The 19828-nt window shown below is 74.9% G+C and carries 17 protein-coding genes; 8 read left to right on the forward strand and 9 right to left on the reverse strand.

Features of this window, described 5'->3' with window-relative positions; genetic code table 11:
• Positions 1-17: 17 nt before the first annotated feature.
• From ACFVFR_RS13665 to ACFVFR_RS13675, 3 genes are all read right to left on the reverse strand, one after another.
• Positions 18-1403 (reverse strand): ArsA family ATPase, encoded by a 1386-nt coding sequence (locus tag ACFVFR_RS13665; protein ID WP_383700791.1) that lies wholly within the window; start codon positions 1401-1403, stop codon positions 18-20.
• 5 nt (positions 1404-1408) lie between these two features.
• Positions 1409-1858 (reverse strand): SRPBCC family protein, encoded by a 450-nt coding sequence (locus tag ACFVFR_RS13670; protein ID WP_383700793.1) that lies wholly within the window; start codon positions 1856-1858, stop codon positions 1409-1411.
• A gap of 161 nt (positions 1859-2019) precedes the next feature.
• The gene (locus ACFVFR_RS13675; RefSeq protein ID WP_383700795.1) at positions 2020-2799 is read right to left on the reverse strand and encodes a metallophosphoesterase; all 780 of its coding nucleotides are present in this window, start codon (positions 2797-2799) and stop codon (positions 2020-2022) included.
• A 261-nt stretch (positions 2800-3060) separates the two neighbouring features.
• Here ACFVFR_RS13675 and ACFVFR_RS13680 point away from each other — a divergent pair, with 261 nt between their 5' ends.
• On the forward strand, positions 3061-4857 hold the full coding sequence (locus ACFVFR_RS13680; protein WP_383700797.1) for an AMP-dependent synthetase/ligase: 1797 nt from the start codon (positions 3061-3063) through the stop codon (positions 4855-4857).
• Between the two features lie 130 nt (positions 4858-4987).
• Here the strand turns inward: ACFVFR_RS13680 and ACFVFR_RS13685 are convergent, their stop codons facing one another.
• The 6 genes from ACFVFR_RS13685 to ACFVFR_RS13710 form a co-directional block, all read right to left on the reverse strand.
• Complete coding sequence (locus tag ACFVFR_RS13685) at positions 4988-6130, reverse strand: glycosyltransferase family 4 protein (protein WP_383700799.1); 1143 nt, start codon at positions 6128-6130, stop codon at positions 4988-4990.
• A 67-nt stretch (positions 6131-6197) separates the two neighbouring features.
• Positions 6198-7532, reverse strand: a complete 1335-nt coding sequence (locus ACFVFR_RS13690; protein WP_383700801.1) for a hypothetical protein — start codon at positions 7530-7532, stop codon at positions 6198-6200.
• A gap of 63 nt (positions 7533-7595) precedes the next feature.
• Positions 7596-8702 (reverse strand): NlpC/P60 family protein, encoded by a 1107-nt coding sequence (locus ACFVFR_RS13695; RefSeq protein ID WP_383700803.1) that lies wholly within the window; start codon positions 8700-8702, stop codon positions 7596-7598.
• Between the two features lie 522 nt (positions 8703-9224).
• The gene (locus ACFVFR_RS13700) at positions 9225-10298 is read right to left on the reverse strand and encodes an NlpC/P60 family protein (RefSeq protein WP_383700805.1); all 1074 of its coding nucleotides are present in this window, start codon (positions 10296-10298) and stop codon (positions 9225-9227) included.
• Positions 10299-10897: 599 nt separating this feature from the next.
• A complete protein-coding gene (locus tag ACFVFR_RS13705) occupies positions 10898-12316 on the reverse strand; it encodes an NYN domain-containing protein (RefSeq protein ID WP_383700807.1) in 1419 nt (472 codons plus the stop codon).
• Positions 12317-12334: 18 nt separating this feature from the next.
• Positions 12335-12574 carry a hypothetical protein gene (locus tag ACFVFR_RS13710; protein ID WP_383700809.1) on the reverse strand — a complete coding sequence of 80 codons (240 nt, stop codon included), beginning with the start codon at positions 12572-12574 and terminating at the stop codon, positions 12335-12337.
• Positions 12575-12865: 291 nt separating this feature from the next.
• Between ACFVFR_RS13710 and ACFVFR_RS13715 the strand changes: the two genes are divergently transcribed.
• From ACFVFR_RS13715 to ACFVFR_RS13745, 7 genes are all read left to right on the forward strand, one after another.
• Positions 12866-13699 carry a rhomboid family intramembrane serine protease gene (locus ACFVFR_RS13715; protein WP_383700811.1) on the forward strand — a complete coding sequence of 278 codons (834 nt, stop codon included), beginning with the start codon at positions 12866-12868 and terminating at the stop codon, positions 13697-13699.
• Positions 13696-13977 carry an Lrp/AsnC ligand binding domain-containing protein gene (locus ACFVFR_RS13720; protein ID WP_383700812.1) on the forward strand — a complete coding sequence of 94 codons (282 nt, stop codon included), beginning with the start codon at positions 13696-13698 and terminating at the stop codon, positions 13975-13977. Before ACFVFR_RS13715 ends, ACFVFR_RS13720 begins: the two co-directional genes overlap by 4 nt.
• A gap of 118 nt (positions 13978-14095) precedes the next feature.
• Positions 14096-14425 carry a small secreted hydrophilic protein gene (locus ACFVFR_RS13725; protein WP_383700814.1) on the forward strand — a complete coding sequence of 110 codons (330 nt, stop codon included), beginning with the start codon at positions 14096-14098 and terminating at the stop codon, positions 14423-14425.
• Positions 14412-15977, forward strand: a complete 1566-nt coding sequence (locus tag ACFVFR_RS13730) for a sensor histidine kinase (protein WP_383700816.1) — start codon at positions 14412-14414, stop codon at positions 15975-15977. Before ACFVFR_RS13725 ends, ACFVFR_RS13730 begins: the two co-directional genes overlap by 14 nt.
• Positions 15974-16633 carry a response regulator transcription factor gene (locus ACFVFR_RS13735; RefSeq protein ID WP_383700818.1) on the forward strand — a complete coding sequence of 220 codons (660 nt, stop codon included), beginning with the start codon at positions 15974-15976 and terminating at the stop codon, positions 16631-16633. The genes ACFVFR_RS13730 and ACFVFR_RS13735 overlap by 4 nt, the downstream gene beginning before the upstream one ends.
• A gap of 170 nt (positions 16634-16803) precedes the next feature.
• Positions 16804-18216: an SLC13 family permease gene (locus ACFVFR_RS13740; protein ID WP_383700820.1), complete on the forward strand. Its 1413-nt coding sequence runs from the start codon at positions 16804-16806 to the stop codon at positions 18214-18216.
• Between the two features lie 186 nt (positions 18217-18402).
• The gene (locus ACFVFR_RS13745; protein WP_383700823.1) at positions 18403-19800 is read left to right on the forward strand and encodes a glycerate kinase; all 1398 of its coding nucleotides are present in this window, start codon (positions 18403-18405) and stop codon (positions 19798-19800) included.
• Positions 19801-19828: the final 28 nt, after the last annotated feature.

The raw sequence follows: 19828 nt of genomic DNA on the forward strand, positions 1-19828 counted from the left end.
GAACGGCGGTGTGCCGTTCAGAGGCCGCGGGGCCACAGCTCGGGATCGGGCGTGAAGCGCACCCGCAGGGCGCCCTCGTGCAGCCCCGCGCCGGAGACGGTGCACCGGCGCAGCGCGGAGGGCAGCGGCAGCACGCGGCGGAACTCCCCCACGGTGACGACCAGTTCGTCTCCGCGCCGCACCAGGGACAGCTCGCCGCGCTCGGCCCCCGCCAGCGGCAGCCGCCACACCAGCAGCCCCTCGTCCGCCAACCGGTCCTCGACCGTCCACGGCGGGTCGGCGGCCCGCTCCGGGCGCGCGTCCAGGGCTTCGAGGGCGTCCGCGAGCGGCCCGAGGTCGGCCAGCCCACGCGGGTCCCGGCCGGCGTGCGCGACCTCCCACACGGGGAGGCCGACCAGGGGTCGCGTGGCGGGGGTGGCGTCCGTGGCCGGCCCGGCCGCCGGGTGCCCGCCGGTGGCGGGGTCGGGCCGACCGGCTGCGGCCGGCACCGGTCGCGCCGGGTGCGCGCACTCCTCGCGCAACTCCTTGAGCGCCGCCTGCTGTTGGCCCGAGGTCGCGGCCAGCCACGGATCGGCCGAGCCCGTGGGCAGCAGCCGGTTGGCGATCACCGCGTCCACCCGGCAGCCGTGCAGGGCCAGGCCGGCGCGCGCGGCGCGCAGCGCCCGCGCCGCCAGCGGGCCGGGGTCGGTGACCAGCCGCACGGTCACGGAGTCCGCGTCGATGACGCGCCGCACCCGCGCCAGGTCGTCCTGCCAGCGCTCGACGGTCTCGTACAGCCGCTGCGCGGGCATCGGTACGCCGGCGAGCTGGGCCAGCATGGGGTGCAGCGCGCGCGATGCCTGTCGCTCGGCGGGCAGCAGCCGGCGCAGGTAGCGGCCGAGCTGCTCGGGCAGCGCCAGCGCGCGGATCGTCTCGGGCGCCGGTGGCATGTCGATGACCAGCGCGTCCCACGGGCCTGCGCTCTCGCCCGCGGGCCGCGGCTCGCCGGCGTGTGCCGCGCGCAGGGCCGCCAGCAGGGCGAAGGTCTCGGCGCCGGGCAGTTCGGTGGCCTCCTCGGCCGCCACGGCGTGGGCGCCGAGGAAGTCCAGGACCCCGCGCCCGCGCTCCTGCACGGCGGCCAGCTCGGCCCGGAAGTACTCCGACGTCGCGATCCGCGCCGCCCACAGTCCGGGGGCCACCTCGGTGGGCGGCGTCCACGGCACGGCTGCCGGCGCGGCATCGCCCGGCGCGGGGTCGGGCGCGGGCGCCGGGCCGACCGGGTGGAGGATCTCGTCGAACACGCCGGCGCGGTCGGTGCTGAGCAGCAGGGTGCGCCGCCCGGCGCGGGCGGTGGCGAGCGCGGTGGCGGCGGCGACGGTGGTGCGCCCGCTGCCGCCGGCGCCGGTGATCAGAACGGTGCGCACGCGGGTCAGCCGGTCGCGCCGGTCTCCACGCGCTTCTTCAACCCGGCCAGCGCCCGGTCGATGATGACCTTCTCGGCCTTGCGCTTGATCATGCCCAGCATGGGGATCTTGACGTCCACGGTGAGCTGGTAGGTCACCTCGGTACGACCCCCGCCGTCGACGGGGTCGAGCCGGTAGGAACCGTCGAGCGAGCGCAGCATCTGGGACTTGACCAGCGACCAGCTCACCTCCCGCTCTCCGGACCAGGTGTACGCCAGGGTGTGGTCGTCCTTGATGGCGCCGGCGTCCAGCAGCAGGCGCACCTGCTGGGCGCGGCCCTGCGGATCGGTCGCCAGGACCTCGGCCTCCTTGACCTCTCCGGTCCACTCGGGGTAGCGGTCGAAGTCGGCGATCACCCCCATCACGTCGGCCGGGGCCGCGTCGATCGTGATGCTTGAGCTGGTGTGTTCCGCCATCGCCGTGGCTCCTCCGTACCGGTCCGCCGCCTGGTGCGCCTGCGGTGAAGGCTATCGCGCGCCGCCCGCCGCCCCGACCGCCCGGTGAGCGCCGCGTGAGGGGGCGGCCGTCCCCCGTCGGGTGGGCGCCCGAGGCGCGCTCGCGGCGTGGGCCGGGCGGCTCACCACTCCATCACCCAGGGCGTGCCCGAGGAGGCGAAGTGGCCGACGTTGACGCACTCGGTGGCGCCCACCCGCATCCGGCGGGCCAGCGGCTGGTGGACGTGCCCGAACAGGGCGTACGCCGGCCGGGTCGCGTGGATGGCCTCCAGCAGCGCGGAGCTGCCGCGCTCGAAGCGTCGGGCGACCGTGTCGTAGCACAGCTCCGGCACGTCGGGCGGGATGTGTGTGCACAGCACGTCCACCTCGCCCAGGGCGGCGATCTTGGCCGCGTAGGTCTCGTCGTCGATCTCGTAGGGGGTCCGCATAGGGGTTCGCAGCCCGCCGCCGACGAAGCCGAAGACCCGGCCGCCGATCTCCACTCGCTCGCCGTCCAGGACGGTGGTGCCCGGGGCGACGTAGTCGGGCCACAGTGTCGGGATGTCGACGTTGCCGTACGTGGCGTAGGTCGGGGTGGGGAAGGCCGCGAAGAGCTCGGCGTACTGCGTGCGTACCGCGTCCTCGATGGCCCGGTCGCGGCTGCCGCCGGTGCGTTCCTCCAGCTCGGCCCAGAGGGCGCGGCCGAAGTCGCGGGCCTCGTCGAACCGGCGGGCGGTGCGCAGGGCGACGATGTGGTGCGCGTTCTCGACGCCGAACAGGTCGGGGAAGATGCCGCGCGCGTGATCGGCGTAATCGAGGAAGAGGACGAGGTCGCCGAGGCAGATCAGGGCGTCAGCACCGGTGCCCGCCTTGCTCAGATCCTGAGCGTTTCCATGCACATCACTGACCACGTGAACTCGCATGAGTCTCACCTTATGCTCGTTAAGCGGCTCGTCGGAAGTGCCCCCACCTGCGGTTACTTCCGCGTCACCCCAGTTTGGGACTACTGTGCGCGAAGCCAGCTTCCTAGTGTGTGACGCATCAAACATCTAGGCGTGACCCCTATCCCCCTAGCCGTACCGATGGGTAACGTCCGGGCAGTCCTACACCTCTGCCTGATGGACCGCAGCCGACGCAGCACGCCACAGCGATGTGGCGCCGGCGCCCGACGAGGAGCAGCAGTCTTGCGCGAGTTCAGCCTCCCGGCCCTCTATGAAGTACCGGCCGACGGCAATCTGACGGACCTCATCCGGCGCAACGCCGCCCAGCACCCGGACGTTCCCGTTCTGGGGCGAAAGGTCGCCGGCGGCTGGGAGGACGTCACGGCGGTGGACTTCCTGGCCGAGGTGCGCGCCGCCGCCAAAGGGCTGATGGCCTCCGGGGTGCGCCGCGGCGACCGGGTCGGGCTGATGTCGCGTACGCGGTACGAGTGGACGCTGCTCGACTTCGCGATCTGGAGCGCGGGCGCGGTGACCGTGCCGGTGTACGAGACGAGTTCGGCCGAACAGGTGCTGTGGATTCTGGGCGACTCGGGCGCCGTGGCCTGCCTGGTGGAGTCCCCCGAGCACCAGCGGATCGTGGAGTCCGTGCGCGACCGGCTGCCCGCGCTCGACCACGTGTGGCAGATCGAGGACGGCGCCGTGGCGACGCTCGAGGCGCTCGGCGGGGGCGTCAGCGACCAGGCCGTGGACGAGCGCAGCGCCGAGGCCACCGCCGACTCCCCCGCCACGATCGTGTACACCTCCGGCACCACCGGTCGCCCCAAGGGCTGCGTGCTCACCCACCGCAGCTTCTTCGCCGAGTGCGGCAACGCCGTCGAGCGGCTGAAGCCGATCTTCCGTACGGACACGTCGTCGGTGCTGCTCTTCCTCCCGGTGGCCCACGTCTTCGGCCGGCTGATCCAGGTGGCCTCCGTACTCGCGCCGGTCAAGCTCGGCCACGTCGCCGACATCAGGACCCTGACCGACGAGCTCGCCGCGTTCCGCCCGACGCTGATCCTCGGCGTCCCGCGCGTCTTCGAGAAGGTCTACAACGGGGCGCGCGCCAAGGCCCAGGCGGACGGCAAGGGCAAGATCTTCGACCGGGCCGCCGCGTGCGCCATCGCGTACAGCCGCGCCCTGGACGAGCCCGGTGGGGCGTCGCTCGGCCTACGCCTGCGGCACAAGCTCTTCGACCGGCTGGTCTTTCGCAAGCTGCGCGCCGTGCTCGGCGGCCGGGCCACGCACGCCATCTCCGGCGGCGCGCCGCTGGGCGAGCGGCTCGGGCACTTCTACCGTGGCATCGGCATCACGGTCCTGGAGGGCTACGGGCTGACCGAGTCCTGCGCGGCCACCACCTTCAACCCCTGGGACCGGCAGAAGATCGGCACGGTCGGTCAGCCGATGCCCGGCTCGGTGGTGCGCATCGCCGACGACGGCGAGGTGCTGCTGCACGGCGAGCACCTGTTCAGCGGCTACTGGAACAACGAGGCCGCCACCGCCGACGCGCTCTCCGACGGCTGGTTCCACACCGGTGACGTGGGCACGCTGGACGCGGACGGGTACCTGACCATCACCGGGCGCAAGAAGGAGATCATCGTGACGGCCGGCGGCAAGAACGTCGCCCCCGCCGTCATCGAGGACCGTATCCGGGCGCACGCGCTGGTCGCCGAGTGCATGGTGGTGGGCGACGCGCGGCCGTTCGTCGGCGCCCTGATCACGCTGGACGACGAGTTCCTGCCGCGTTGGGCGGCCGAGCGGGGCAAGCCCGCCGGGGCCAGCGCGGCCGAGCTGCGCTCCGACCCGGAACTGCTGGCCGAGATCCAGCGCGCGGTGGACGACGGGAACGCGGCGGTCTCCAAGGCCGAGTCGGTACGCAAGTTCCGCATCCTGGCCACCCAGTTCACCGAGGACTCCGGACACGTCACCCCCTCGCTGAAGCTCAAGCGCAACGTGGTGGCCAAGGACTTCGCGGACGAGATCGAGGCCATCTACCGCACCTGACCCGACACCGACCGCCCCCGCCGCGCCCCGCCCACCCGCGGGCCGACCACCCGCCGTGGCGACCACCCGCAGCCCGGTCGCCGCCCGGCGCCGTACGCGGGCGGCGCCCTCGTACGCGAGGGAGGCCGGGTCAGAGCAGGGTGGTCAGGCGCTCGGCCAGCAGGTCCCAGCGCCACCGCTCCTCGACCCAGGCGCGGCCCCGCTCGCCCATGCGCCGGCGCAGCTCCGGATCGGCGAGCAGCGCGGTGACGCGGTCGGCGCACTCCTCGACCGAGGTGCCCCGGACGACCCAGCCCGTCTCGCCGTCCAGCACGGCGTCGGGGGCGCCGCCGGAGTCGCCGGCCACCACGGGCAGCCCGGTCGCCGACGCCTCCAGGTAGACGATGCCCAGGCCCTCCACGTCGAGCCCGCCGCGCCGGGTGCGGCACGGCATGGCGAAGACGTCGCCCGCCCCGTAGTGGGCCGGCAGTTCCTCGGCGGACACCGGGCCGGTGAAGCGCACCGCGTGCGCGACCCCCGTCTCCCGGGCCAGCCGCTCCAGGTCGGCGCGGTAGGGGCCGCCGCCGACGACCAGCAGTACCGCGTCCGGCTCCCGGCGCAGGATGCGGGGCAGCGCGCGGATGAGGGTGTCCTGTCCCTTGCGCGGCACGAGCCGCGAGACGCACACCACCACCGGCCGGTCGCTCAGCCCGAGCCCGGCCCGGACCCGGTCGCCGCCGGAGTCCGGGTGGAACGTCTTCTCGTCCACGCCCGGCGGGAGTTGGACCATCCGGGCCGCGGCCTCCTCGGTGAGCGCGGTGGCGATCTTGGAGCGGGTGTACTCGCCCAGGTAGGTGAGGGTGTCGGTGCCCTCGCCGATCCGGCGCAGGAGGTGTCGGGCGGCGGGAAGCTGCGCCCAGCCGGCCTCGTGTCCGTGGGTGGTGGCCACCAGGTGGCGCGCGCCCGCCGCGCGCAGCGCGGGCGCCATCAGCCCGAGCGGCGCGGCGGCGCCGAACCACACCGATCCGCAGCCGTGTTCGCGCAGCAGGCGCGCCGCACGCCGGGTGACCCGGGGCGTGGGCAGCAGCATGGTCGTCCGGTCCCGTACCACCGTGAAGGGCTGCCGCGCGTCGAAGGCCGCGCAGGCGCGCGCCCCCTCCGTCCCGCGCTTCCAGGTGCTCGCGTAGACGACGAGCCGGTCCGGGTCCAGCCGCAGCGCCATGTTGTGCAGGAAGGTCTGGATGCCACCGGGCCGGGGCGGGAAGTCGTTCGTGACGATCAGGGTCTTGTCCATCGCCGCCGACAGTACCGGGGCGGCCCGGTCGGGCCCCGCCCCGCCCGCCGCGTCACGCGCGCGCCCGCTAGGACACCGCCCTGGGGATGGGGGGCGCGGCGAGTTGCTGCTTCAGGTAGCCGCGCCAGCGGCGGGTGAACTCGGCCTCGGACACGTGCAGCTGGGTGCGCAGGGCCACCCGGACGGCGCTGTCGCGGTCGGGTGCGGCGCCGACCGCGCGGTAGAAGGCGACCAGCTTCCGCTCGCCCCACTGCTCGGCGATCATGCGGCAGGCGAGCCAGCCCTGCTCGTACGCCTGCGCCAGCACGTTCCCGTCCCCCGCGAAGCCGAAGTCGTCGTCGCCCGGCAGGGCGTGGGGGATCTGGCCGCCCTCGACGGCGCGGGTCAGCTCGGGGGCGACCTGGCGGGGGAAGGTCCTGGTCTCGCGGTAGCCGACCCAGTCGGCCAGGCCCTCGGAGAGCCAGAGCGGGGTGCTGGTCGAGGTGTGGGCGCGGGTGGCGACGTGAGTGGCCTCGTGCGTCATGACGACCTGGCGGCCCAGGTCGCCGAGGGCGTCGTACGCGTCGGGGTTGATGATCACCCGGTCCGCGGGCACGGTGCCCGCGCCGCCGATCTCGCCGGTGGTGACCGCGGCGATGCCCCGGTAGCCGGAGGCGGAGCCACCGAGCAGCGCCGCCATGTCGCCGAGCGAGCCGGGTACCAGGACCACCACGCGACCGGCCCAGGGCGCGGGCCAGGCCCGGCGCACGGCCGGTACGGCGGAGTCCGCGGTGTCGGCGACGCCACGCAGGTAGTGGCGGTCCTGACCGACGCCGAGCACCAGGCTGTGGCGGCCACGGACGACCGAGACCCGGCCCTGGTCCCACAGTTGCGCGCCACCGCGCCCGGCGGCTTCCGGCGCGGCCCCGGGGGCGGTGCCGGGTGGCGTCTGGATCGCCGCCACGTACCAGCGGTGGCCGCGCTGGGCGAGGGTGACGCGCTGGGGAGCGACGACGGGGGCGGTGTCGTATCCGGCGAGCTGGTAGCGCAGTTCGACCTGGGCCGCGATCCGGCGGCCGGTGCCCTCGACGGGCACGAAGCCGCCCTTGCGGACGAAACGGTACTTCAGCGAGCTGAGGGGCACCTCGGACAAGTTGTCGAACATCCGCCGCTGCGCGGCGCGATGGCGGTCGGACACGCGGTCCACGGTGGCCAGGAACGCGCCCTCGTCACGCTCGCGCACCGCGTCGGCACGCCGTTCCAACAGGCGTTGGATGGCGCGGGCGTCGGGGTCGGGCCCGTCGGGCCCGCGCCCCCAGCCGGCCATCGTGGCCAGGGTGCTGAGCAGCGCCGTGAGCACCACCAGGGCGGCCACCACACCACTGACCGCCCACCGTCCACCCCGCCGCAACCTGCCCGCCACGTCGTCGATCGTACGGGGTGGACGCGGGCGCCAGCAGCCCCACTCCGGCCGACCGGCCGCGCCTCAGGGGCGGTTGACCGAGGAGACGGGCATCATCTGGACCGGGTCGTAGCGGACCTGGGCGCCGGGGTGCGGGGCGTGGATCACCTGGCCGCCCCCCACGTACATCCCGACGTGGCTGGCGTCGTCGCGGTAGACCACGAGGTCGCCGGGCTGCGCCTGGCTCAGCGGCACCCGTCGGCCGGCGCCGGCCTGGCCCTGCGAGGTGCGCGGCAGCGAGATCCCGGCCTGCCGCCACGCCCACTGGGTCAGCCCCGAGCAGTCGAAGGAGCCGGGGCCGGTCTGGCCCCAGCCGTAGGGGGCGCCGAGGGCGCCCTGGGCGGCCCGCACCGCCGTCGCGGCGCGCGGGGAGGCCGCGGTGGAGCCCCCGGGCGGGCGGGCGCCCGGAGCGCTCCGTCCGTCGCCCGCGCCCGGCCGGGGCTGCGCGGCGCGGCGCAGCGCGGCGCGCTGGGCCTCGGTGAGCCGGTTGAGGACCGTGCGGGCGGCGGCGAGCTTGGCGGTCACCTCGCGCTTGTGTCGGGAGACGGCTTCACGGCTGCGTTCGAGTTCGACGAGCTTGTCGGTGGCCTCCGTACGCTCCTGGCGCAGGTCCCGCTGGGCCGCGCGCAGGAGGCGGAGCTGGCCCGCCTGGCGGTGCGAGATGCGGTCGAGCGTCGCGGACTTGGCGAGGAAGCCGTCCGGGTCCTCGGTCAGCAGCAGGGTCAGGCTGGGGTCGACGCCGCCGGAGCGGTACTGGGCCCCGGCCGCGGCGGCCAGCGCGCCCCGCAGCCGGTTGACCCGCTCCTGGCCGCGGGCGACGCTGCCCTGGAGCGCGCCCACCCGCTCGCGGAGCCCGTCGGCCCGCTCCTTGGCCAGGTTGTACTTCTCGGTGGCCCGCTCGGCGTCCCGGAACAGGCGCTCGACGGTACGCCGGGCGGAGCTGGCGCTCTGCTCGCTGGACGCGCCGCCGCGCGCGTCGCTGCTGCGCGCGTCGGGCGGCGGGGCCACCGGGTCGGCGCCGGCCGGGGCGGCGGTCAGCGCGACCGCCGAGGCGGCCAGCGCGGCGGACAGCATGGCCACCCGGGTCGGCCGGTCGTGGGCCGAGGGCGAGGTACGGCGATGGGAGGCCACTGGAGCCCGTCCCCTTCCGCTGGCGGCGGTCCCCCGCGCCCACGGACAGGCGTACGACAGGGCGGGACCGCGCGCGGCAGAGAGTAGCCGCACGACCACGGAGCGTCCAATAACCGTGGGTCGCGCCATGTATCGACCACGACCGGCGGCGACGCCTCAAGGCGCAGGTCACCGACGGGGCGGGCGGTCAACGGGAGGTCAGTCGATTCCCCCGAACGGGCGCCCGGTCCGCCCCGGCGGGGCGTGGTGGGCTGACGGTGGGGGCGGCGGTGGCCGGGCGACGGCCGCTGTCGGAGGCGTGGAAGTCGGGTGCCACCAGCCGGACCGACACCGGCGCGAGGGCTTCGCCAACGACCTCGCCCGCTCGCGACCGGCCCGGTACGGGGTCAACCACCGCCGCGTGGGCGGCGGTCGAGGCCCGGCGGCGACACACCGGGGGGCGAGCGCTGGGCGCGGGATAGGCCACCGGCGCCCGGGTCGGGGTACGACCACGGGCGCCGGAGTGAAGGCGTCGGATGCGCGTCAGATGCGGACGCCGAACTGGAACGGCATGTTGTCCATCGACTCGTAGCGCACGTTGGCGCCCGGCTTGGGCGCGTGCAGCACCTGGTTGTTGCCGGCGTAGAGGCCGATGTGGTGCAGGTCGCCGTAGAAGAGCACCAGGTCGCCGGGCTGGAGGGCGCTGCGGCCGATGCGGGTGCCGTTGTTGGCCTGCGCCTCGGAGGTGCGGTCGAGCCGGACGTCCGCCTGGGCGTAGGCCCAGGAGGTGAGGCCGGAGCAGTCGAAGGAGCCGGGACCGGTGGCGCCCCACACGTACGGGGAGCCGATCTTGGTCTTCGCGGCGGCCAGCGCGGCGCCGGCGCGGCCCGAGGTGGGCGCCTCGCTGCCGGTGTCGGTCTCGCCGCCCTTGTCGCTGTCCTTCTCGGAGTCGCCCAGGCCGGACCGCTCGGCGTTGGAGCGGTTGGCGCGCTCCTCCTCGGCCTTGGCCAGGTCGGCCCGCTCCTTGGCCGTCAGGGTGTTCAGCAGGGCCTGGGCCTCGCTCAACTTGCCCTGGATGTCCTTCTTCTTGTCACCCAGCGCCTTGCGCGTTTCGGCCAGGTCCTTGAGCTTGAGGCCGGCCTCCTCGCGCTGCTGCTTGAGGGTGCGCTGCTTGTCGGCGATCTTCTTGAGCGAGCCCGCCTGCTTGCTGGTGACCTGGTTGAGCGTGGAGGCCTTGTCCAGGTAGTCGTCCGGGTCGGACGAGAGGATGAGCTGGAGGGAGGGGTCCACGCCGCCGGAGCGGTACTGGGCGGTGGCCATCGAGCCCAGGCCGTTACGGAGCTTGTTGAGCTCCTCCTGGCCGCGCGCGACCTTGTCCTGGAGGCCGTCCACCTGCTCTTCGAGGGTGTCCTGCTTCTCCTTGGCCCCGTTGTACTTCTCGGTGGCCACCTCCGCCTCTTCGTACAGCTTGTCGACCTGAGCCTTGACGTCCTTCTTGGTCGGCTTCGGGTCGGCCTGAGCGGCCTGCGAGGTGAGGGCGACGGCAGCGGCGGCGGTCGCGGTGAGGACGGTTACCCGAGTGCGGCTCGGCTGCTTGGGTCGACGGTGGGACGCCACAGGGGGCGAGCTCCTTCTTCCTCCAGCCGCCTACCGGGTGACGGGTCGCTCACCCCGGCTCCGCTACGCGACCTCCGGGGCGGGAGGTCAGCACGACGGACTCGGCGGTACCTCCGCTGCCACTCCGGATGAGTGATCAACCGCGCGAAGGTTCGGGGCCCGACCTTAGTGACCTCGCCGTGATCCGTTCAAACTCACAGGGGAAAAACTTGGCTCCGGAGCCCATCCTTTACCAACATCACACAATCCGTGACGCCAAGCTGACACACTGCTCACGATTGATCGATGAGTATGTGCCTGTTGCCGGCCTTCTGACGCGAGTTGACCGGTTCCCACGAAGATGCCGGCAGATGAGCGACTATCAGGCCGGATGCGACGGCCCCCGACGGCTCCCGACGGCCGGTCGCGTACGCCGTGGGGACGCGCCGCGCGAGCGCCGGCGGTCGCCACGGGGCGGCCCCGGGCGAGGCGTTGGTCACAGGAGCCGGCGAGCGTCGGACACCGCGCCGGACCCGTGGCGCGAACCCGTCGGAAGGCCGGCGGGCGCATGGCGGGAACACGTCGGCCCGTCCGGCGCGGGACGGGCGCGCGTGACCGCCTCAGGTGCGCGCCAGGCGCTTGAGCAACAGCGCGGAGGCCACCGGGCGGGCCCCGGCCTTGGCCACGCCGTCCGCGACCTCACGGTCGGTGGAGACCACGACCACGGGGCGGCCCGGCGGTTCGGCCCGCACCAGTTGCCGGATCAGCTCGTCCGCCGTCACGCCCGGCTTGCTGAACATCACCCGCACCCCGCGCGGCGGCGCGAGCAGCACCGGGGCGGCCAGTTCGGCCCCGTCGAAGACGCAGGTCATCTCGGCCCCGGTCTGCGCCGCCAGCACCGCCAGACCACCCAGCAGCCGCAGCCGCTGCTTCTCCAACGGCATCGTCGGATAGCCGGTCTTGGTGACGTTGTAGCCGTCGACCACCAGATGGGCCTGCGGCAGCGCCAGGAGCTGGTCGAGCAGCGCGGGGTCCAGGTCGGACAGCGCGCGGGTGGCGATGTCCTTCGGCGTCATCTTGCCGGGCTCGACCGCGTCCACGGTGTCGGCCGGGCGCATCGAGGCCGGCGGCAGGGCCAGTTCGCGACGCAGCCCCTGGGCCGCGTCGAGCATCGTGTCCAGCAGCAGCCGCAGCCGCATGTCCTCCACGCTGCGCCCCTCGCGCACCGCGCGCCGACTGGCCTCCAGCGCGGCCTCGGTCTCGGCCAGCCGCGCCTTGAGCCGCCGCGCCTCGCCGTCGGCCCGCGCCTGCTCGGCCACCGCCGCGCCGCGCTGCGCCTCCAGCTCGTTCGTGGCCTTGCGCAGGGCCGCCTCGCCGCGCCGCACGTCGCTGAGCGCGCTGCGCAGCTTGCGCTGGAGGACGTCGGTCTCCTTGCGGGCCGCCTCGAGTTCCGCACGCGAGCGCTCCGCGTCGCCACGGGCCGCCGCGCGCGTCTGGTCCAGTTCCTCGCGGAGCCGACGCAGCTCCTCCAGGGCCCGGGTGCCCGCGCGTTCGGCGTTGGCGCGCTGGGCCTCCTCGCCCGCGGCCTCGACGAGCTTGACCCAGCCGGTGGGCCGCAGCACGTACGCCAGGGCCGCCACGTCCACCGGGTCGGCCGCGGCGGGCGGCGAGCCGGCCTCGACGGTCTCGGCCAGCTCGACCTGTGTCTCACGGAGGCGGGCGGCGATCCGCTGCCGGAAGGCGGGAGCGGTGGCGATGGCGGCGGCCATGGCGTTGCCCGCGAACTTGGCCCGCCGGGTGGGGGTGAAGCGGGCGTACTGCCGCAGTTGGGTCGGCAGTTCCCCGACGGTCAGGGCGCCGAAGGCGTCGGCCACCAGGGCCACCACCCGGTGCCTGACGGCCTCGGGCAGGGGGCGGTCGAGCGACTCGGCGGGCTCACCCACACCGCCGTCGGGGCCGCTCGGGCCGTCGGCGCCCGCGACGCCGTGCGCGTCGCTGGCGTCGTGGGCGGCATCCGGGCCGCTCGTCCGCTCCACCACCTGTCACCGCTTCCGTTCTCAGGCGCTCGCGCCCGGGCGGTCCACGAGCTCGATCTGGTCGACCGCGTTGCACCAGCGGCAGCGCACTGACTCAATGGTCTCACTGACCACCTCGCGCTCCTCCGTGCTGGGCTCCCCGGCCAGGTCCAGGTGCACGTACTCGACGGCCCTGGTCGAGCGCGTCACGTCGAACCGGGTGAGGTTGCCGCACAGGGTGCAGCGCCAACGGGTGCCTGCTGTCGGCTGGGGAACGGCCATCGTGTCGTCCTTCACGTCTGCTACGCGTTCGTTCGCGGTCCACGTGGCCTTGTGCCCGGCCGCGTACACCCGGTGCGCCGCGACCACACGCGTCGCACCGGGCGCGGTACGCCGCGTACGACTGCCACCTGCCCCCCGGGAGCGCCCGGACCCCACCGCGGTGCGCCGTCGGACTGCGGGAGTGCTTTCGGTAACCCTACGGCCTGACGGTCGCCGGGTGGGGTGCGCGGCGACACCCCGGGCCCGGCGAGGCGATCTGCGCGGTTCATAGCGATACGGGATGATCTGAACATGTTCAAGAAGGCGGCGATGCGCGACGGCCCTCTCCTGACATATGCGCTCATCATCGCCTGCTGTCTGCTCTTTCTCGCCAGCCCGGCCGCCGGACTCGCTCCCCCGGACGGGGAGCGAATCGAACTCGTGCGCGCGCGGGAGGACTACTTCGCGCGGTGGGGCGTGGTGCCGGCCCGGTGGGCCGACGACCTCCCACGGGCCGCCCTCGCCCCGCTGACCGCGCTGTTCGTCCACGGAAGCTGGCCGCACCTGCTGGGCAACATGCTCTTCCTCCAGGTCTTCGGGACTCTGGCCGAGGCTCGGATGGGTCGGCCGCGCTTCCTGCTGTGCTACCTGGTCACCGGCTACCTGGCGCTGGCCGGCTTCGCCCTGGCGTACGCGGACTCCCCCCAGCCGCTGGTCGGGGCGTCCGGGGCGATCTCCGGGGTGCTCGGCGCCTTCCTGGTCCTGCTGCCCCGGGCCAGGGTGACCAGCCTGCTCCCGTTCCTGTTCTTCCTGCCGCTGCGCTTCCCCGCCTGGCTGGTGCTGCCGTTCTGGTGCGCGCTCCAGTGGCTGGCGGCCCGGCACGGCGGCCCCCGGCCGGGCGTCGCCTACCTGGCCCACCTGATCGGCTTCGGCATCGGCTTCCTGTACGCCCTGGCCCTGCCGCGCGGCCGGCCGGACCCAGGTGCGGGCGGGGCCCCCGCGGGCGAGGAGACCGGCGCCCGCACCCGGGCGAACGCGGACGCCGGAGCGGGCCTGGGGGCCGGGACGGACCCCGGGGCGGGGGCTCGCGCTGCGGCTAAAGTGAAAGGGCCCGTTCAGGCCAGCGAGGGAGACAGCCAGCCGTGATCACGTCAATCGTGCTCATCAAGACCAGCGTGGACCAGATCCCCGAGATCGCCGAGAAGATCGCCTCGCTGGAGGGGGTCAGCGAGGTCTACTCGGTCACCGGCGCGCACGACCTGATCGCCCTGGTGCGCGTGGCCCAGCACGACGACCTCGCGGACGTCATCCCCGGCCGGATCAGCAAGGTGCCCGGCGTGGCCTCGACGGAGACGCACATCGCCTTCCGCACGTACTCGCAGCACGACCTGGAGGCGGCGTTCGCGATCGGCCTGGACGCGTGAGCCCGCCGGGCTCGGGCCACCCACGGGCGGCCCGACCCGGCCAGGCGACCAGGGCGGATGAAGAACTCCTCATGACGTCTTCATCACCGCTCGCGGGTGGCGCGCCCACCGTGGCCCCATGCCCCTCACCCACCGGCTCGCCACCCTCACGGCCGTCGTCGCGATCCCGCTCGGCATCGCCGTCACCAGCTATCTGCTGACCGACGCCCCCGACGCCCCCCGGGCCCCCGCGAAGGTCGAGCTGGAGTCCGGCTCCCCCTCGCCCGGCCCGACCGGCTCACCCCCCGCGCCACCGCCCGCGCGCACCTCCCCCGCCTCCCCCGGCGACGAGGCCGTCCCCCCACCGCCAGCGACCGACGGCATGGCCGATGACACCGCAGACGACACCGCCGAACGCGACGACGACGGCGCGGACGACCGCGACGACGGCCCCGGTGACGACGGCTGACGCGGCGCCGCCGACCCCGGGCCGCCGCGTCTCGGCCCGGGTACGCATCCTGCTGTGGCTGCTCCTGGTGATGACCGTCGCGCTGGCCGCCGTCGCCACCACCACCCGTTCGATCCTGTTGCGCGACGTCGAGGAGCGCACGACGGAGCTGCTCGCCCAGGAGGCCGGGGAGTTCGCCCACTTCGTCGAGCGCGGACGGGACCCCCGGACCGGCGCCCCGTTCACCGAGCCGCGCCGGCTGCTCAAGGTCTTCCTGGAGCGGCAGTACGCCGACCCCTACGAGGAACTGCTCGGTCTGGTCCACGACTCCAGGCCGCCCTCGGTGGTCCGGCAGAAGCGCGCCGTCCCCGTCGACCTCCCGCTGTACCGCGACGACGCGGCGCTCGCCGCAATCGCCTGCTCGCAGCGCAGCACCGGCACCCTGGACCGGGCCGCGGGCGAGGTGCGCTGGGCCAAGGTCGCCATCCGGCCCGGCGGCGCCGGCCCCACGGGCACCTTCGTGGTGGCCTTCCACGCGGACCGCGAACAGGAGCGGGCCGACGACGTGTTCCGCACCCTGCTGGCCATCTCGGGCGTCGCACTGCTGATGACCTGCGGCATCGGGTGGGTGGTCGCCGGCCGCATCCTGGCCCCCGTGCGCCTGGTGCGCGCCACCGCGGCCCAGCTCACCGAGCAGGACCTGACCCGGCGCATCCTGGTGCGGGGCCGCGACGACGTGTCGGCGCTCGCCGAGACGTTCAACGCGATGCTGGACCGGCTGGAGCGGGCGTTCGGCGCCCAGCGCCAGTTCGTGGACGACGCCGGGCACGAACTGCGCACCCCCATCACCATCGTGCGCGGCCACTTGGAGCTCATGCACACCGGCCCGCACGGGGCGGCCGAGCGCGAGGAGACCATCCGGCTGGTCACCGACGAGCTGGACCGGATGAGCCGCATCGTCGAGGACCTGCTGCTGCTGGCCAAGGCCGAACGCCCCGACTTCGTCACGCCCGCCCCGGTGCAGCTCGCCGAGCTGACGGCCGACGTCTTCGTCAAGGCCCGCACGCTGGGCGAACGCCGCTGGGAGCTGACCGAGGTCGCCGAGGGCGAGGCGTGGCTGGACGCCCAGCGCATCACCCAGGCCATGGTGCAGCTCGCGCAGAACGCGGTGCAGCACACCACGGTCGGCCAGCGCGTGCGCATCGGCTCCCGGCGCGCCGCGGGCCGGGTGGAGCTGTACGTCGCGGACACCGGGCCCGGCGTACGACCCGAGGACGCCGAGCTGATCTTCGAGAGGTTCCGGCGGGGCACCGCGCGGCGCGGCGCGCGCGGCCCGGGGGCGGCCACCGACAGTCACGGCGGCGGCGCGGGCCTTGGCCTGTCGATCGTCAAGGCCATCGCCGAGGGCCACCGGGGCCGCGTCGAACTGCGCCCCGGCGACTGGCACGCTCCCGCCCCCACGGCCCCTGCCGCCCCCGCCCCGGGGGCCGCCACCCGCCGCCCGTCCCCGGCCGAGCCCGGGGACGGGGCCGGCGCCACCTTCGTCCTGCTGTGGGAGGAGACCCCGCGATGAAGCGCATCCTGATCGCCGAGGACGAGGAGCGTATCGCCGCCTTCGTCGAGAAGGGCCTGCGGGCCAGCGGCTTCGTCACCACCATCGCGGCCGACGGCGACACCGCGGCCGACTACGCCCGCACCGGCGGCTTCGACCTGATCATCCTCGACATCGGCCTGCCGGGCCAGGACGGCTTCACCGTGCTGCGCGGGCTGCGCGAGGACCGGGTGAGCACCCCGGTGATCGTGCTGACCGCGCGCGACTCCGTACGGGACACGGTGGCCGGCCTCGAAGGCGGCGCGGACGACTGGATGACCAAGCCCTTCCGGTTCGAGGAACTGCTGGCCCGGGTGCGGCTGCGGCTGCGCACGGCCGCCCGGGTCCCGGAGGTGACGGTGCTGCGCAGCGGGGACCTGACGCTGGACCTGCGCACCCGCCGGGCCCGCTCGGGTGCCCGGTCGGTGGACCTGACGGCGCGCGAGTTCGTCCTCCTCGAACTGTTCCTGCGCCACCCCGGCCAGGTGCTCTCGCGCGAACAGATCCTCTCCCACGTCTGGGGCTACGACTTCGATCCCGGCTCCAACATCGTGGACGTCTACGTCCGGGCCCTGCGCAGGAAGCTGGGCGCCGCGCGCGTGGAGACCGTGCGCGGCATGGGCTACCGGCTACCCTGACCGACGGTCCGGGGCACCCGTCGCCGACGCCCCGCGCGAGCCCGGGGCCGCGCCCGGGTCGGGGGTTCGCGCGCACCCGACACCCATCCGGCGCGCGCCCCGGGCGTCGCATGAAGTTCCTCTCATCGCGCGCTCATCAGCGGCTCACCGGCGCTTTTGAGACTGACGGAGTGACCTTCACCCACCGTCAGGCCGCCGCCTGGTGCGCCGCTCTCAGCGCGTGCGCCGTGCTGGCCGTGCCGGGCAACCTCCCCGGGCTCGCCGTCGACGCCAGGATCACCCTGGCCGTCTTCGCGTTCGCCACCTGCGCCTGGATCGCCACCCCGATCGACGACACCTACGTCGCCCTCGGTGCGGGGCTGGCCCTGACGGTGACCGGCGTGATCAGCGGCGAGACCTTGTTCGGCACCCTGGGCGACGCCACCGTGTGGCTGCTGATCTGCGCCTTCGTCCTGGCGGCGGCGGTCGGTCGCAGCGGGCTCGCCGGCCGGGCCGCCGCGTTCCTGGTGAGCGGGGCGCGCAGCGTACGCCAACTCGCCCACCTCACCACGGCCGCCCTGGTGGCCACCGCCTTCGCCATCCCGGCCACCTCCGGCCGGGCGGCTCTGGCGCTGCCGGTGTTCCTGGCGCTGGCCAGGGTGTTGGCCGACCGGAAGCGCGTGGTGGTGATGCTCGCGCTGCTCTTCCCCACCGTCATCCTGCTCTCGGCCGTGGCCACCCTGATCGGCGCCGGTGCTCACCTGATCACCGTCTCGGTGCTGTGGGAGAGCACCGGCGAGGAGATCGGCTTCGCCCGCTGGCTGCTGCTCGGGCTGCCGCTCGCGGTCGCCTCCGCTCATCTCGCGGCCGAGGTCGTGCTGGTGACCACGACGCGGCGGGCCGACCGCGAGGGGCCGGTACGCATCACCGTCGAGCAGTTGCGGGAGCACACCCCGCAGCCGGTGAGCGGCCCGCTGACACCCGCGGAGGCCCGCTGCGCGCTGCTGCTCGGCACGGTCGTCCTGCTGTGGTGCGCCGAGCCGTTGCACCAGGTGCCGCCGGCCGTCGTGGCGCTGATCGGCGCGCTGGTGGCCACCTCGCCGGCGCTGGGGACGGTGCGGCTCAAGGACGCGTTGGGCACCGTGCCGTGGTCGTTGCTGCTGTTCATGGCGGCCACCATGGCCATGGGCATCGCGCTCGCCACCTCCGGCGCGGCCCGCTGGCTGGTGTCGGGCCTGCCCGGCGACGGCGTACCGCCCTGGCTGTTCCTGGGCGTGGTCGTCGCGGTCAGCACGGCGGCCCACCTGGTCCTCCAGTCCCGCTCCGCCCGTTCCAGCGTGCTGGTCCCGCTGGTGGTGGCCGCCGCCGGCGAGGCGGGCGTCAACCCGGTCGCCGCCGCCCTGGCCTCCACGGCGGCGGCCGGCTTCTGCCACACCCTGCCGGCCTCGGCCAAACCGGTCGCCCTGTACGCGGGCCTGCCGGATACCCCCACCTACACCCCGCGCGACCTGCTCCGCCTCTCCCTGGTCCTGGCCCCGCTGACGGCGGCCCTGGTCCTGGTCTTCGCCCTCGCCGTCTGGCCCCTCCTCGGCGTACCACTCTGACCCGCGCCCCGCCCCGGGCGGGTGACGCGCCACACCGACCCCCCGCACCAGGCCGGCCCTCGCCCTCCGGCGTCACACCGGGACCGCGCCGCGCCCCGCCACTCCCGTCACCCCACGCCCCGGCCGCCGCGCCGCCGACATCCCTCGTCCCACCTCACCCACCCGCACCCGCACTCACGGAGCACCATGAACGCCCACACCTCCCGCCCGCTGCGCTGTGCCGTGGCCCCCAGCGGCTTCAAGGAGTCGCTGTCCGCGCGCGAGGCCGCCGAGGCCATCGCCGAGGGGCTGCAGCGCGTCGTACCGGATGCCGAGACCGACCTGATACCGCTGGTGGACGGGGGTGAGGGGACCGCCGAGGCGCTGGCCGCCGCCAGCGGTGGCGCCCTGCACCACCGCATCGCCACCGGGCCGGTCGGCGACCCGGTGCCCACCCACTTCGCGCTGCTCGGCCCCGGCGCCCGCGCGGGTCACGGGGCGCGTACCGCCGTGGTCGAGATGGCCGCCGTCGCCGGGCTGGCCCTGGTGCCACCCGGCCGGCGCGACCCGGGCGCCACCACCACGCGCGGCGTCGGCGAACTCGTCCGGGCCGCGCTGGACCACGGGGCCCGTCGCGTCCTGGTCGGCTGTGGCGACTCGGGCACCTCCGACGGCGGCGCGGGCGCGCTCCAGGCGCTGGGCGCCCGACTGCTGGACGCGGACGGTCGCGAGCTCCCGCCCGGTGGCCGGGCCCTGACCCGGCTGGCCCGGATCGACGCGAGCGGCCTCGATCCCCGGCTCGCCGACGTCGAACTCCAGGTGGCCTGCAACCCGTTCAACGTGCTGGCCGGTCCGCACGGTGTGGCCCGGGTCTTCGGCCCGCAGAAGGGCGCCACCCCGGAACAGGTCGAGGAGCTGTCGGCGGCGCTGGACCGCTGGGCCCTGGTGCTGACGCGCGACGTCCACGAGCCCCGCCTCGCCCGGCGTGCCCGCGGCCGGCCCCGGGCCGGCCGCGAGACCACCGGCCACCCGACGGGGCACGCTCCGGGTCACCCCGCGCTCGCTCCGCCACGGCTGAGCCTCGTATCCGTCGACCCCGCCCCGGCCGGACTCGATCTGCGCCACGGGCCCGGAACCGGTGCCTCCGGCGGCCTGGGCGCGGGACTGGCGGCGCTCGGCGGGCAGTTGCTCCCCCGCTTCGACGTCCTCCTGGACGGCCTGGACCTCGACGCCCGGTTGGCCCGCGCCGATCTCGTCGTCACCGCCGAGGGCGCGCTCGACCGGCAGACCACGCGGGGCAAGATCCCGGCCGAGGTCGCGCGCCGGGCCACGGCGCACGGCCGGCCCGTGCTCGCCCTCGCGGGCACCATCGGCGAGGGCGCCCGGGAGGTGCGCGGGGCCGGGGTGGACGCCTACCACGGCATCCTGCCCAGGCCGGTGGCGCTCGCCGAAGCCCTGGGCCGGGGCGGCGAGTTCCTCGCGGACGCGGCGGAGGCGGCCCTGCGGATGATCCTCATCGGCACCCGGCTGGCCGGCACCCCGGCCTGTCCGCCGCCCCCGGCTCGGCCCGCCCCGCTGCCGGGGCCGGCCCTCGCGTCGGGCTGAGACCCGGGCTCCGCCACGAGCGGCGCGG

It is taken from the genome of Streptomyces sp. NPDC057702 (genome assembly GCF_042799315.1).
Taxonomy (GTDB): Bacteria; Actinomycetota; Actinomycetes; order Streptomycetales; family Streptomycetaceae; genus Streptomyces.

What these genes read in the sequence shown, in the direction of transcription:
- ACFVFR_RS13670 (WP_383700793.1), bottom strand. Translation starts at nt 1,858, where the DNA reads ATGGCGGAACACACCAGCTCAAGCATCACGATCGACGCGGCCCCGGCC.
- ACFVFR_RS13675 (WP_383700795.1), bottom strand. Translation starts at nt 2,799, where the DNA reads ATGCGAGTTCACGTGGTCAGTGATGTGCATGGAAACGCTCAGGATCTG.
- ACFVFR_RS13685 (WP_383700799.1), bottom strand. Translation starts at nt 6,130, where the DNA reads ATGGACAAGACCCTGATCGTCACGAACGACTTCCCGCCCCGGCCCGGT.
- ACFVFR_RS13710 (WP_383700809.1), bottom strand. Translation starts at nt 12,574, where the DNA reads ATGGCCGTTCCCCAGCCGACAGCAGGCACCCGTTGGCGCTGCACCCTG.
- ACFVFR_RS13715 (WP_383700811.1), top strand. Translation starts at nt 12,866, where the DNA reads ATGTTCAAGAAGGCGGCGATGCGCGACGGCCCTCTCCTGACATATGCG.
- ACFVFR_RS13725 (WP_383700814.1), top strand. Translation starts at nt 14,096, where the DNA reads ATGCCCCTCACCCACCGGCTCGCCACCCTCACGGCCGTCGTCGCGATC.
- ACFVFR_RS13735 (WP_383700818.1), top strand. Translation starts at nt 15,974, where the DNA reads ATGAAGCGCATCCTGATCGCCGAGGACGAGGAGCGTATCGCCGCCTTC.
- ACFVFR_RS13745 (WP_383700823.1), top strand. Translation starts at nt 18,403, where the DNA reads ATGAACGCCCACACCTCCCGCCCGCTGCGCTGTGCCGTGGCCCCCAGC.